The sequence below is a fragment of the Pseudomonas sp. B22129 genome, from assembly GCF_044218875.1.
Taxonomy (GTDB): domain Bacteria; phylum Pseudomonadota; class Gammaproteobacteria; order Pseudomonadales; family Pseudomonadaceae; genus Aquipseudomonas.
This window is the reverse complement of sequence record NZ_CP162592.1, coordinates 3,737,120-3,751,365: the sequence shown is the minus strand read 5'-3', so window position 1 is coordinate 3,751,365 and position 14,246 is coordinate 3,737,120. Positions and strand designations below refer to the sequence as shown.

General features: G+C 63.8%; 9 protein-coding genes. 4 read left to right on the top strand and 5 right to left on the bottom strand.

Translation table 11 applies throughout. The annotated features are described in order from the left end of the window. Positions 1-468 precede the first annotated feature (468 nt). Positions 469-777: a hypothetical protein gene (locus tag AB4P94_RS17380; RefSeq protein WP_395606605.1), complete on the top strand. Its 309-nt coding sequence runs from the start codon at positions 469-471 to the stop codon at positions 775-777. 121 nt (positions 778-898) lie between these two features. Here AB4P94_RS17380 and AB4P94_RS17375 read toward each other — a convergent pair whose 3' ends face one another. Continuing rightward, positions 899-7,168, bottom strand: a complete 6,270-nt coding sequence (locus tag AB4P94_RS17375) for an amino acid adenylation domain-containing protein (protein WP_395606604.1) — start codon at positions 7,166-7,168, stop codon at positions 899-901. A 504-nt stretch (positions 7,169-7,672) separates the two neighbouring features. On the opposite strand from AB4P94_RS17375, the gene AB4P94_RS17370 reads away from it, so the two are divergent. The 3 genes from AB4P94_RS17370 to AB4P94_RS17360 all read left to right on the top strand — a co-directional run bounded on the left by AB4P94_RS17370 (position 7,673) and on the right by AB4P94_RS17360 (position 10,253). Continuing rightward, positions 7,673-8,467, top strand: coding sequence for a helix-turn-helix transcriptional regulator (locus tag AB4P94_RS17370; RefSeq protein WP_395606603.1), 795 nt, complete (start codon positions 7,673-7,675; stop codon positions 8,465-8,467). Beyond that, entirely contained in the window at positions 8,467-9,891 is a 1,425-nt protein-coding gene (gene adeC, locus AB4P94_RS17365; protein ID WP_395606602.1) for an AdeC/AdeK/OprM family multidrug efflux complex outer membrane factor, read from the top strand. The genes AB4P94_RS17370 and adeC overlap by 1 nt, the downstream gene beginning before the upstream one ends. Before the next feature lie 176 nt (positions 9,892-10,067). Continuing rightward, positions 10,068-10,253 (top strand): hypothetical protein, encoded by a 186-nt coding sequence (locus tag AB4P94_RS17360; RefSeq protein WP_395606601.1) that lies wholly within the window; start codon positions 10,068-10,070, stop codon positions 10,251-10,253. Between the two features lie 300 nt (positions 10,254-10,553). On the opposite strand, the gene AB4P94_RS17355 is transcribed toward AB4P94_RS17360, so the two are convergent. The 4 genes from AB4P94_RS17355 to AB4P94_RS17340 all read right to left on the bottom strand — a co-directional run bounded on the left by AB4P94_RS17355 (position 10,554) and on the right by AB4P94_RS17340 (position 14,187). Then, entirely contained in the window at positions 10,554-11,498 is a 945-nt protein-coding gene (locus AB4P94_RS17355) for a pyridoxamine 5'-phosphate oxidase family protein (RefSeq protein WP_395606600.1), read from the bottom strand. Positions 11,499-11,577: 79 nt separating this feature from the next. Continuing rightward, positions 11,578-12,462, bottom strand: a complete 885-nt coding sequence (locus tag AB4P94_RS17350; protein WP_395606599.1) for a LysR family transcriptional regulator — start codon at positions 12,460-12,462, stop codon at positions 11,578-11,580. Continuing rightward, positions 12,462-13,382 (bottom strand): LysR family transcriptional regulator, encoded by a 921-nt coding sequence (locus AB4P94_RS17345; RefSeq protein WP_395606598.1) that lies wholly within the window; start codon positions 13,380-13,382, stop codon positions 12,462-12,464. Before AB4P94_RS17345 ends, AB4P94_RS17350 begins: the two co-directional genes overlap by 1 nt. A gap of 172 nt (positions 13,383-13,554) precedes the next feature. Further along, on the bottom strand, positions 13,555-14,187 hold the full coding sequence (locus tag AB4P94_RS17340; protein ID WP_395606597.1) for a glutathione S-transferase family protein: 633 nt from the start codon (positions 14,185-14,187) through the stop codon (positions 13,555-13,557). Positions 14,188-14,246 lie beyond the last annotated feature (59 nt).

The following is a 14,246-nucleotide window of genomic DNA, read 5'->3' as shown; positions in this document are numbered from 1 at the left end:
CACACCGAGCCTAAGCGAGGTGCCGAGTGGTGGGGCGAAGACCTTTTGCTTACTTTTGGGTCTTTCCAAAAGTGAGCCGCTGTAAAAGCGGAACCGTCAGCGGCCGTTACCTGAATAACGGATATGTACACCACCCCCCCCGTGGCGGCACTTGGTCACGGTTTGTAAAAGGCCAGCAAGCCCCGTCGCTTTTAATTGCAGGACGTTTCCTAGACAATCCCTGCCGCCTTGTGCCTGCTGGAACCGGTGGCTAGTCTGCGGTCCGTCACTGCCATTTCAGTGATCGGGTTTAGTCGCCCGGCTACCAGTTGTGCGCAAGCTGTCGCCATGTACATGGTGGCTGTGCGCAGGGCACCTTTGGGTGCGCCGGATCCAACTGGCCGGTCGACTAACCTGCGTACAGCCGCCACCCAAAATTCGTTTAGTCGCGAATAGGTCGGCTCCTTACCTACCAGTTGGAGTTACACCATGAACAAAGTCGTCCCCGATCCACCCTGCGACCCCGCCAAAGACCGCGCCGCCTTCAACCGCGCCATCGACCACTACCTCCCCACCCAAGGTTTCCACAGCATCAACGCAGACCTCAGCTTCGAAGACGCCCTGCTCTACACCGCCAGCCTGCTCAACAGCGCCTCCGCCACAGCACTGGACTGCGGCGAACGACTGCCACCCCCCGAGCAAGCAAAAATCCTGGCCGTATGGCACCTGCCGGAAATCGCCAAAACCACCGTCGACCGCTCCATCGAATGCCTGAAACCCACTCAAACCGCTGCCTGAACGCGGTAAAAAATGTGGGAGCTGGCTTGCCTGCGATAGCGGTAGCTCAGACACAGCTGCGCTGCCTGATACACCACCATCGCGGGCAAGCCCGGCTCCCACAGTGACCCCATGCCGGCAGCTAGATCCGGCGGCGGCGGCCGAGTTGGGGGATGGCGGCTTGCGGCACGTCCACCTGCTGCACGGGCGTCACCACGCGACCCGCCAGCTGCGCCAACGTCGGATGACTGAACAGCGCGCGCACATCCACCTCCAGCCCGGCCTTGCGCATCTGCGCCACCAGGCTGACCGCCAGCAGGGAGTGCCCGCCCAATTCAAAGAAGTGGTCATGGCGCCCTACCCGCTCCAGTTTCAGCACCTGCGCCCAGATGCCCGCCATCAAGGTTTCCGGCTCGCCCTGAGGCGCTTCATACGCGCGGCTGACTAACGCCTCCAGCCCAGGTGCAGGCAGCGCCTTGCGGTCGAGCTTGCCGGCAGGGTTGAGCGGCATCACGTCAAGCGCCACGAAGGCGGCCGGCACCATGTACTCCGGCAAGTGCGCCAACAGGTGGGCACGCAGCGCCTGTGGCGTCGGCGCCTGCTCACGCAGGGTGAAGTAGGCAACCAAACGCTCGTCACGAACAGACACCGCCACTTCACGCAACGCCGGGTGCGCCGCCAGCCGTGCCTCGATTTCGCCCAGTTCCAAACGCACGCCACGCAGCTTGACCTGAAAGTCATTGCGCCCCAGAAACTCCAGGTTGCCATCGGGCAGGTAACGCACCAGGTCGCCCGTGCGATACAACCGGTCACCCGCCACGAACGGGCTGTCGATAAACCGCTCGGCCGTCATCTGCGCGAGCCCCAGGTAACCCCGGGCCACACCGACGCCGCCGATATGCAACTGGCCGCTGACACCCATCGGCACCGGCATGTCGTGCGCGTCCAATACGTACAGGCGCGTATTGCTGATCGCCCGGCCAATCGGCAACTGCACGGCAGGCACCGGCGCGCCGGGCTCCAGCGTCCAGGTGCAGCTGTCAACCGTGGCTTCGGTGGGGCCGTAAACGTTGTGCAAACGCACGTTCGGCAAACGCGCCTGCACGCCACGGGCCAGTGCTTCAGTGAGTTCACCGCCGCCACACAACACATCCGTGAGGCTGGTGCACAGGGCCGCCTCGTCAAGTTCGAGGAACTGCTGCAACATCGCCGGCACAAACTGGATCACCGTGATCTGCTGCTCGCGGATTACCTGCGCCAGGTACGCCGGTTCACGATGGCCGTCGGGGCGCGCCAGGACCAGGCGCATGCCGTTGGCCAGCGGCCAGAACAGCTCCCACACCGAACCGTCGAAGCTGAACGGCGCGCGTTGCAGCAGCGCGCCCCCCTCGGCATTCGGGCACAGCCGGGACGCCCAGTGCATCAGGTTGCACAGGCCGCGATGCTCGACCATCACGCCTTTTGGAGTGCCCGTGGAGCCAGAGGTGTACATCACGTAGGCCAGGTGGGTGGCGCTCAAGCCCGGTACCAACGGGTTGCCGCTGGGCGCCTGGCTCCAGGCGCAGTGGTCGAAGTCGATGACCGGAATCGACACCTCACCGGCCACCTCACGAGTGGCCGCATGGACCAGCAACGCCACGGGCTGGCTGTCGCTGAGCATGTAGGCCAGGCGTTCACGCGGGAAGCCCGGGTCCAGCGGCACATACGCGCCGCCGGCCTTGAGAATCGCCAGCAAGCCCACCACCAGGTCCAGCCCGCGCTCGACGCACAAGGCCACTCGAGAGTCGGGCTGCACCCCACGCTCGCGCAGGTGGTAGGCGAGCCGGTTGGCGCGCTCGTTAAGCTCGCGGTACGTCAGTTGCAGCGTGCCGGCCTGCACGGCGATGGCATGGGGGATGTGCCGCGCGTGAGCTTCAAACAGCGCTTGCAGCGTGAGCGTCTGCGGGTCGTCGGTTTCGGTGGCGTTGAAGTCAACCAGTTGCGCGCGCAATTCGCTGGCGGGCAGTACCTGGACCTCGCGCAACGGCTTTGCGGGCGTGTGTTCCAGCGCGTCCACCAGCCCGCCCAGCACGGTGCTGAGGTAACCCGACAAGCGCTCGGCACCGACCTGGCGCGGCGCGATCACCTGCAGGTGAAAGCCGCTCGCCACATCGTCCACCGAGATCATCAACGGGTAACTGAGGACGTCGTCACTGCTGAGCAGGTCGATGCCTGGCACCAGGTTCAACGCCCTGTCGGCGGAGCCGTGGCGGTAGTTGAGCAGGCTGTTGAACAACGGCGACGCGCTGCTGCACCGCTGGGCCAGCGCCAGGGACGCCTGCTCATGCACGAGCAAGGCGCTGAGCCGGGTGTGGGTGTCATGCAGTGCCGCGACCACGCTTTGCCCGGCCAGGCGCACCCGCAGCGGCAAGGTGTTGATGAACATGCCCAAGGCACGGTCGGCGCCCTCGCCGGCCTGCAAACGGCCCAGCAGCACGGTGCCGAACACCACGTCGTCACGGCCCGCCACGCGCCCGAGCACCTGCGCCCACGCCAGGTGAAACAGGCTCGCGGCACTGACCCCAAGGGCACGCGCCTGCGCGCGCAGGCGTTGGTTCAGGTGAGCGGTCAGCGGCTGTTCGAAGGCTTCGATTTCAGCGCGGTCCACTTGGTGCGCCTGCACGCCGAACGCCAGGGTCGGTTCGTCGACATCCGCCAGCCGCTCACGAAAGAACGCCTCGTGCGCGGCCTGCTGCGCCGGCGCACGGCTGTGCGCCACCACGTTGCGGTAAGGCACCGGCGCTGGAAGTTCGGCCTGTTGCCCGAGCAGGTGCGCGCGGATTTCATCGGCCAGCAACCTCACCGAGGTGGCGTCGTTGACCAGGTGGTGAAAGCGCAACCTGGCGATCCAGCGCTCGTTGTGCGGCTCTTCTGCGTAGTCCAGGGCCATCAGCGGCGCTTGGCGCAGGTCCAGTGGTTGCGCCGGCTCACTCAGCGGCGCAAGCGGCAACTGCGCCTCGCGCCACACCACTTGCATCGGCTGCTCAAGGGCGTCCCACACCAGGCTGGTGCGCAGGATATCGTGACGGTTGATCACCTGTTGCAAGGCCTGGGCAAACGCGTCGAGCTGCTCGCGCCGGGCAAAACTGAACAGTGCCTGTTGCTGGTACGGGTCGCGCTCGTCGGTGACGTGGTGGTAGAGCAACCCCTCCTGCAACGGCGCCAGCGGGTAAATTTCCTGCACGTTGGCCGCACCACCGGGAATGCTGGCAAGGATGCGATCAAGGCTGGCTTGATCAAGCTCGGCCAGTGCGAGCAGGTCCGGGGTGATCTGGCGGCAACCCGCCGGGATCCGGTTGGCCGGCACGTCCACTTCGCCGCCCACACAGGCCGCGGCCAATGCGGCCAGCGTCGGCTGGCCGAACAGCACCTGCACGTCGGCACGCAACCCGGCCTGGCGCATGCGTTGCACCAGTTGCACGGCCAGCAGCGAGTGCCCGCCCAGCTCGAAGAAATGGTCGTGCCGTCCGATTTGCTGCACCTGCAGCAACTCGGCCCAGATTTGCGCCAGGGTGGTTTCCACACCGTCGCGCGGCACCTCAAACACGCGCGTGACAAAGGCCGTCTTGGTCGGTGCAGGCAAGGCCTTGCGGTCAAGCTTGCCATTGGCGGTGAGCGCAAAGGCCTCCAGTTTGATGTAGGCGGCTGGCAGCATGTAGTCCGCCAACCGGGCTTGCAGATGGGTGCGCAGTGTTTCGATTTCGACCGGGTGATGCTCGATAAACCAGGCGAGCAACTGCCCGTCGCGATACTGCACCACGGCCTCCTTGACCGCTGGATGCGTGGCCAGCGCAGATTCGATCTCCCCCAGTTCGATGCGCACGCCACGGATTTTCACCTGGTCGTCATTGCGGCCCAGGTACTCCAGGGTGCCGTCGGGCAGCCAGCGTGCGAGGTCGCCCGTGCGGTACATGCGCCCGTGGGTGAACGGGTCGTCGAGGAAACGCTCCGCGCTCAGTTCCGGGCGGTTCAAGTAGCCGCGTGCGACGCCTTTGCCGCCCACATACAACTCCCCCGCTGCACCGAGCGGCACCGGGCGCTGCTTTTCATCCAGCAGGTACACGCAGGCATTGGCGATGGGGGCACCGATATGCAGAGGCTGGCCGACTTCGACCCGCCCGGAGGCCGCAACCACTGTGGCTTCAGTGGGCCCGTAGTTGTTGATCACATCAAAGGTCTGCGCGCGGTTGAACGCGCGCAGGCGGTCGCCGCCGATCAACAAGGTACGCAGGGTCGGGTGCTCCAGGCGCTGGCTGAAGGCGTACTCGGCCACCGGGGTAGGCAAAAAGCACACATCCAGCGGCTGCGCGCGCCACCAGTTCAGCAGTGCATCGATGTCCTGCGCGTCGTCCTGCGCCGGTGGCAAATGCAGCGTCGCACCCACGCACAGCGCCGGCCAGACTTCCCAGGCCATCGCGTCAAACCCGAACCCGGCCACGCTGGCGGTGTGGCTGCCCGCGTGCAGGTCGAAGGCCCGGCAGTGCCAGTCCACCAGGTTCGACACCGTGTGGTGTTCGACCATCACCCCCTTGGGCAACCCGGTGGAGCCGGAGGTGTAGATCACGTAGGCCAGGTTTGACGGTTTGACCGCCACCTGCGGGCTGGCACCGAGGTGAGTGCCCGGTGCGTCGAGCAACAGCACGGGCACTTGAGAAACAGGCAGCCGATGCAGCAGGTCAGGCTGGGTCAGCACCGCCACGGGGGCGCTGTCTTGCAGCAGGTAATTCAAGCGCTCGGCGGGATGGGCCGGGTCGATGGGCACATAACAGGCGCCGGACTTGAGAATCGCCAACAGCCCCGCCAGGGTATCCAGGCCGCGCCGGGCGAGGATTGCCACGCGGTCATCGGGCTGCACGCCATGGCTGAGCAATTGATGGGCCAGCGCGTTGGCGTGTTGATCGAGCACGGCGTAGGTCAGGTGCCGGCCCTGATACACCGCCGCAATCGCATCCGGGGTGCGCGCAGCCTGTGCTTCGATACGCCCGTGCAGGGTTTGCAGTTCAGCCGTGGGTTGCGCGGTGGCATTCCATTGCTGCAAACGCGCCTGCTCGGAAGGCGTGACCAGGGAAAAATCAGCCACTGCCAACGCGGTGTTTTCCAGCCCCTGCTCCAGCAGCCAGGTGAAGCGTTGCGCCAGTGCTTGCACCTCGTCGTGGCTGAAATAAGCCTCGTTGTATACGCAATGCAGGCACGCCGTGTCCTGGTAGCGGTTGCTGCGCAGGTGGATGGCAATCGGCAGCGGCTCGTGGTGGTTGGACACCTTGACCGCCCGCGCCTGGACGCTGCCGTAACGCAGGTCGTGGTCATCCTGCTCGAAGGACACCGACAGGTCGAACAATTGGCCGCGATCGGTGCGACGCAAACCCAGCTCGCGGTTCATCTCGCTCAAGGGGAAACGCTGGTGGCGAAAATCCTGCTTGAGCTGGTCGCGCACGCCGCGCACCACGGCACTGAACGGCAACGCCTCGCTGAACTGGAAACGCACCGCACTCACTTGTGTAAATAAGCCCACGGTGGAGCGAAACTGCGCATTGGAACGGTTGAGAATCGGCAGCCCCACGACCCACTCATCGCGCTGGTGGGTGCGCGTGAAGTTCACATACATCGCGGCCAGCAACACATGAAATGCCGAGGCCTGATAACGGTTGGCGACTTGCTCCATGCGGTTGAGCAGCGCCACAGGAAACGGCTCCACCAGGGTGTTGCTCGACGCCTGAGCGTTATGCCGTGGCGAGAGCAGCGGCTCGGGCAGCACCTGATATTTGTCCAGCCAATAAGCCCGGTCCCGGGCATAGCGCGGGGATTGGTGGTAGCGCTGGTCGGTGTCGATAAAGTCGACATAGGACGGCGCCAGCGGCTCGGGTTCGCGCCCCTGTTCCAGCGCGGTGTACAGCCGCGCCAGGGATTGCAGCATCTGGCCAAAGCCCCAGCCATCAAGGATGAGGTGATGGGCCTGGGTGCCGAGGCGGTAATGGTCGTCGTCGAGCTTGACCAGAAAAAAGCGAAACAGCGGCTCGCCGGTCATGGCGTAGGGCCGGGCCATTTGCGCTTGCATCAGGGCCTGGGTTGCTGCCTGCGGGTCGGGCAAGCGGGAAAAATCGTGCAGCGCGACATCGGCCGCCAGCGTGGCGACGAAACTCTGGCGTGGCAAACCCTGCGCGTCGGTGTGCAGTTGCGTGCGCAAGGCATCGTGCTTGGCCACCAGCAACTCGACGGCGCGCTGGATCAACGCAGGCACTACGGGGCCCGCCAAATCAACATAGCCACCAATGTTGTACAGCGGCGATTCACCCACGCGCAGTTGGTCCAGCCAGATATCCTGTTGGGCGGCGGTGAGGGGGAAGCTGGCCGTCGGGCTTAAGAGTTGCTTCATAAGATCCTTCTCATGGGTCAGGCACTGGCCGCGCAGGGAGGCCCAATACGCCGAAATTGGCGGATTTGAGCATGGGGGTCAGGGGCTGTCTGTCACCCGAAACCCGGACATCCAAATGGATGGAAACAGGCTTGGCTGATGGTTCATAGCTGAAACGATTAAAGCGCTGTAGGAGATTGGCTATATCTGGCCGATGTCAGCCAGCAGCGATATTTTTGTCCGACAATTATTTTTGTTAAATATCAACTAGTTATTAAACTCTAAAGTTTTTCCGTGGATTTTCGTGGACGGGTTTCCCCGTCAGAAACGTCGAATTAATGACGTTGTTTTTATGGCAACTTGTGTCCCTCGTTTCCGCTACATACGTAGGACAAATCGCTATGGCTAAATGAATTCTCGAACGCCGAGCTACGTTCAACGACAGTTACGCTCAAGGAGCACGGACCGCCCCACACAGACCCAGGGCGCCCGTCGATGGTTTTCGACATCAAGGATGAGATGGCTATGAGTCTGACCCGCAGCATTACCGCCACACACAGCCCACACTTTTACGCCGAAATGGGCGAGCTGATTTCCAGCAGCGGCCAGGAAAATTTCGCTGCCACCATGTTGCACCTGGTGGACAAATGGGTGCCGGTTCACTTGGTCGACCTCAGTGAATGGACCCTCGATGAACTGCGCGACAGCGTGCGCGACATCAAGCTGCTGGGCAGCGCCGGCCTGAAAAAGGATTTGTCAGCGCCGCAAACCCTGCACCCTCTCAAAGATCACCCGCTGCTGCGCGAAATGCTGCGCATGCAGGACCCGCTGTTGATCCAGATGAAAGCCAAGGCCAACAGCGCACACCCGCTTGGCACCTCGCACCAGTGCAACCTGGTGTCGCGCCAGGGCAACCGCCGTTGTGTGATTTCGTTCTACCGCCCGCCTACACAGCGCGGGTTTTCCCTGGCTGAACTGTCGTTTCTCAAATGCCTGTCGGACACCCTGCTGCCGCTGATGGAGCGCCACGCACAGCTCCTGCGCCAAGCGCCGCATACCGAGGCCGAGCCGACCCACAGCCTGTTGGAACAGTCGCAATTGCAGCGCGAGTTCTACAAGCGCCTGTCGCTGAGCGAGGTGACTTTGTCGGCGCGGGAGCAGGAAGTCTGCCTCGGGCTGTTGACCGGCGGCACCGTGCCGCAGATGGCGGAAAAACTCAGCGTGAAAAACAGTTCGATCGAAACTTACCTCAAACGCGCCGCCGCCAAGCTGGGCGTGAGTGGCCGGCATGGCTTGGCCAAATGGATGGTTGGCGCTTGATGAAGACACGGATAATCACCACCGCTGGCCTGGCCTGGATGCTGGGCGGCTGTTCGCTGATCCCGGACTACCAGCGCCCGGCGGCACCGGTGCCGGCGCAGTACCCGCAAAATGGTGTCTACACCCAGGCACAAGCTGCAACGGTGGCGATCAAGCCGGACTGGCAATTGCTGTTTCATGACCCGGCCTTGCAGCAGTTGATCGGCGATGCGCTGCTCAACAACCGCGACTTGCGCGTGGCGGCGTTGAATGTGGAAGCCTTCCAGGCGCAGTACCGCATCCAGCGCGCGGACCTGTTCCCGGCGGTGTCCGCCACCGGCCTGGGCAAGCGTCAGAAACTGCCTGGCGATGTGACGGGCACCGGCCAGTCTGCGATCACCTCGAACTACTCCGCGACCCTTGGCCTGAGCGCCTACGAGCTGGATTTTTTCGGCCGCGTGCGCAGCCTCAGCGAACAGGCGATGCTCACCTACCTGGGCACTGAAGAAGCACGGCGCAGCGCGCAACTGAGCCTGGTGGCCAACGTCGCCAATGCGTACCTGACCTGGCGCGCCGACCAGGAACTGCTGGCCCTGGCCCAGCAAACCCTGGTGGCCAACGACCACAGCTGGCAACTGACCAGCCGCAGCAAGAGCGCGGGCAAGGCCTCGGCGCTGGACGTGGTGCAAGCCCGCACGGCGGTCGAAAGCACCCGCGCCAGCGTGGCTCGCTATGAACGCCAGGTGGCCCAGGACCTCAACAGCCTCGCCCTGCTGGTCGGCGCCCCGGTGAATGAACACCTGCCGGCGCGCCCATTGGCCGATGACCTGGTGGCGCGTGTGCCGGCAGGGTTGCCGTCGGATCTGCTGCAGCGGCGCCCGGATATCCTGCAGGCCGAATACCAGCTGCAGGCCGCCAACGCGAACATCGGCGCCGCACGCGCTGCGTTCTTTCCGTCAGTCACCCTGACGGCCAACGCCGGCAGCACCAGCAAAGAGCTATCGGGATTATTCAAAGGCGGCTCGGGCACCTGGACCTTCCAGCCGCAGATCAACCTGCCGATCTTCAACGCCGGCAGCCTGCGCGCGAGCCTGGATTACGCCAAGCTGCAAAAAGACATCACCGTGGCCCAGTACGAGAAATCGATCCAGACCGCGTTCCAGGAAGTCGCCGACGGCCTCGCCGCCCGGCAGACCTTCAACGACCAGTTGGAGGCACAGCGCGATTTCGTTGCCGCCAACCAGACTTATTACAACCTGGCGCAAAACCGCTACCGCAGCGGGGTGGACAGCAACCTGACGTTTCTCGATGCCCAGCGCTCGCTGTTCAGTGCACAGCAGGCGCTGATCGTGGATCGCCTGGCGCAGTTGGTGGCTGAAGTGAACCTGTATACCGCGCTGGGTGGGGCGTGGGCGGATGCGCCGGTGGTGACGGCGCGGCGCTGATGTGATTACCGAGGATTTTCGCAAACACCACCCATCCCCTGTGGGAGCTGTCGAGCTTTAGCGAGGCTGCGAAGGCGGTGGGTCAGGCAACCTCTTTTTCAGCAGTACCGCCGTTATCGCAGGCAAGCCAGCTCCCACAGTTGATCTGTATCGCGGGCGAAGGCGTGCCCGGTTTAATGGCCCTCACCACCCGTCCCCTGTGGGAGCTGTCGAGCTTTAGCGAGGCTGCGATGGCGGTGGGTCAGGCGACCTATTTTTCAGCAGTGCCACCGTTATCGCAGGCAAGCCAGCTCCCACACTTGATCTATATCGCGGACGAATACGCGCCCGGCTTAATGGCCCTGTCGGCGTTTTTTCCCTGACACCACCCGTTCCCTGTGAGAGCTGTCGAGCTTCAGCGAGGCTGCGAAGGCGGTGGGTCAGCCGACCTCTTTATCAGCAGTGCCACCGCTTTCGCAGGCAAGCCAGCTCCCACACTTGATCTATATCGCGGACGAATACGCGCCCGGCTTAATGGCCCTGTCGGCGTTTTTTCCCTGACACCACCCGTTCCCTGTGGGAGCTGTCGAGCTTCAGCGAGGCTGCGAAGGCGGTGGGTCAGGCAACCTCTTTTTCAGCAGTACCGCCGTTATCGCAGGCAAGCCAGCTCCTACAGTTGATCCTCACACAATGCCCTGCCAACGCCCCATCGCCAGGCTGTGAGGTGAAAACCCGGCGAACTGCCAACGCAGCGCCAACGCGGCGGGACGGCGGATGACCTCGTCCACCGTCACCGTCCACAACCGCTGTGCACCGTCGAACCTGGCCACTTCGGGCCCGTCCAGGATCAGCGACGTGCGCCCGGACAGCTGCAGCACATCCCCCGATTCAAAGTCAATGAACAGCAACCCCGCCACCGGGTTGACCTGCAGGTTGCCGAGGGTGTTGAAAAACAGGTTGCCGGCGAAGTCGGGAATGGTCAGCACATTGCCGTCCACCCGCACGAAGCCGGTGTTGCCGCCCCGGTGGGAGACGTCCACCGAGCGCTGCCCATCAACCTCGACATAGCTGGCGACGAAGAACGTGTCGGCCGTGCGGATAATCATGGTTGCCGCATCGTCCAGGCCGTCGAAACGTTCAACCACGGTGCCGGGTTTGCGTGCGATTGAATCGACTGGCCGCAGTTGGATGTACTTGGGGCAGTTGCCATAGGTGTGCACCACGTCCACCGAAAACCCCTCGCGGTCCAGCGCTGCGACACGCCCGTTCATGCGGTTGCGGCGGCGGGTATTAAGGTCGATGCCGAGCAGGCCGACCGACGCGCCTTGAGCCATCGCGGCATACGCCGGGTCACTTCTGGAAGGCAGGCTGTCGACCTGCAACGTCTGCGGGTCCGGCGAATGTGCAAACCCCGGCGCGCCTTCGATCAGGGTCGCCCAGGGAATGCCCTGCTCATCCACCACGCCCAGCATCAGATAGGGCAACAACGGGTAGAAATCCCGGTGCTGTTCCGGCAAATGATCACGAATGACCTTGGGCCCGATCACAGCCATGCGTTCGGCGGCGCCCGCGCTTTCCTGCATGCGCAGTTCGCCGGCATGCCAGGGCGATTGTTCGGTAGGGTTCATGGCGAGCACCTCCAATGGACTGTGTTCATGCTGCTCCGCACCCGACGAAGAGAGAATCACCACGCCAGGCAATCCACCATTACGCCAACTGAAATGCCGGATGTTCACGCAGCGCCGCCACACAGTGGTCGACAAAGCTGCGCACGCGCATCGGCGCATTACGGCCTTCGCGGTAGACCACGTGCACCGGCATGGGCGGCATTTCATGGCCGGGTAATACGCGCAGCAGGTCGCCGTTGAGCAGGTGCTCGTGAACCGGGTAACTCTGGCAACGAATCAGCCCTGCACCGTGTACCGCCGCGTTGATTGCGCCTTGCACCGTGGCGCAACTCAAGCGTGCGCGGGCCTTGAGCGGGTAGCCCTGAAAATCCCAGTGGACTTGATCGGCGCTGGCGATCAGGCGGTGCCGTTTGAGGTCATCCGGGTGGTGAGGCTCGCCATGGGCGGCAAGGTAGGCCGGGCTGGCACACAGGATAGGGCGCACCTGCCCGACAGTGCGGGCGATCAACGAAGAACCGGGCAGTTCACCGACGAGGATCGCTACGTCCAGCCCCTCCTCGTGCAGGTTCGGGTAATAGTCGTGGTAGTGCGCGACCAGATTCACCTGCCCATAGCGCTCCATGTAATCGGCCAATACGGGCGCCATCACATAACGACTGAACAGGAACGGCAAAAACACCCGCAGGTTACCCTGGGCCTGCACGTGCAGGCCTTTGGCCGACGCTTCGGCGGCGTCCACCGCCGCCAGTAGCCGCGTGCAATCGGCCAGATACGCGCTGCCGGCTTCGGTGAGGCTCACACCCCGCGTGCTGCGTTGCAGCAACGTGACGCGCAAACGCGCTTCCAGACGGGCGATGGCGCGCACCAGGGTCGGGCCGGACACGTCGGCGCTGCGGGCCGCCGACGCCAGGCTCGGGTGCTCGGCCAATGTGGCGAACAGCTGCATGTCGCGATAGCGCTCCATCAGCCGCGCCGCTTCATGGCCGGGTTCAGGGCGGCATCCTGACCCAGGCGGTGGGTGAGGAACTCTACGAACGTGTTGACCTTGGCCGGCACACGGCTGCTTTTCTGGAACACCACCTGGATCGGCAACGGTGCCGGCTCAAAATCTTCCAGCACGATTTCCAGCTCACCTGCGGCCACCGATGCGGCAATTTGATAAGACAACACCCGCGTCATGCCCCAGCCCAGGCGAGCGAGGTTGATGGAGGCATTGTTGGCCGTGACCACCAGACGCGGCTCGATGGGCACCGTCAGCGGCTGGCCGCCGTCAACGAACTGCCATTCGCTGACCAACTGGCTGGAGGACGACGTGGCAATTTTAGCCTCGCGCAATTGCGACGGATGCCGGGGCCGCCCGTGCAGGTCAAGATAACCGGGCGATGCGCAGACCACCCGGCGCACCTCTCCCACCTTGATCGCTTGCTGCCCGGGTTCCTGCAAATGACCAATGCGCACGGCGATGTCGACACCTTCGTCGGTCATGTTCACCACACGGTCCACCAGCAAGGCGTTGATGCTCACCAGGGGAAAACGGTCCAGGTAATCCCCCAGTACCGGCGCCACATACAGCTCGCCAAACAGTACCGGCGCGGTCACCGTGAGGTGGCCGCAGGGAATTGAATAACTGCCCGCCGCCGCTTCCTCGGCCTCATCCAGTTCAGCCAGGATGCGCCGGCAATCTTCCAGATAACGTTGGCCGGCTTCGGTCAGGTGCAGGCTGCGCGTGGTGCGTGCCAACAACTGGGTGCCGATGCGTTGCTCCATGGCCGCGATGGCCCGGGTCACGCTCGGCGGCGAGGTTTTCAGGCGGCGCGCGGCAGCGGCGAAGCCCTCCTCCTCGGCCACCGCCAGGAACACCTGCATTTCATGAAATCGGTCCATCGGTGCTCCTCTTGTTTACAGTGCCTGCCCTTGTGTGGCGAGGGAGCTTGCTCCCGCTGGGTCGCGAAGCGGCCCCAAAACCTGCCACCGCGTAGTACCTGGAAAACGCGGTGATTGGGTTGGGGCTGCTGCGCAGCCCAGCGGGAGCAAGCTCCCTCGCCACAGGGGCGCATCAGCTTTGTTGCAGGCCAACAGGTGTGCGCGGCATGCCGACAAAGCCCGGCAGTGCCTCAATGCTGGCGAGCCAGGCGCGCACGTTCGGGTAATCGGCCAGCGACACATTGCCTTCCGGCGCGTGTGACACGTAGGTGTAGAAGGCCACATCGGCGATGCTCGGTTGTTCGCTGGCCAGGAAGCGGCTGTGGCCCAGTTGTTGTTCCACCAATTGCAGCAATGCGTGGGAACGGCTGATGGCGGCGACGGTGTCGACGTCAGCACCAAACACCGTAGCCAGGCGCGCGGCGGCCGGGCCGGCGTGCAACTGACCCGCGGCCGCCGACAGCCAGCGTTGCACGCGCGCTTGCCCGGCCGGGGCGCTCGGCAACCACTGGCCTTTGCCATAGGTATTGGCAAGGTAGACCAGAATCGCGTTGGAGTCCGCCAGCACCGTGCCGTTGTCGTCAATGGCCGGCACCTGGCCGAAGCTGTTGACCGAGGCCATGAACTCAGGCGCTTTATGGGCACCCTGTTTGAGGTCGACCAGGATGAATTCGCTGGGCAAGCCCAGCAGGGACAACATCAACCCGACCCGGTGGGAGTGGCCGGACAGTGGAAAACCGTAGTGTTTGATCGCAGGCTGGGACATGAAAGGCTCCAAAAGTGAGGGGATCGACGCCCTGCATGTTCCACCGCTGCCCTGACCGA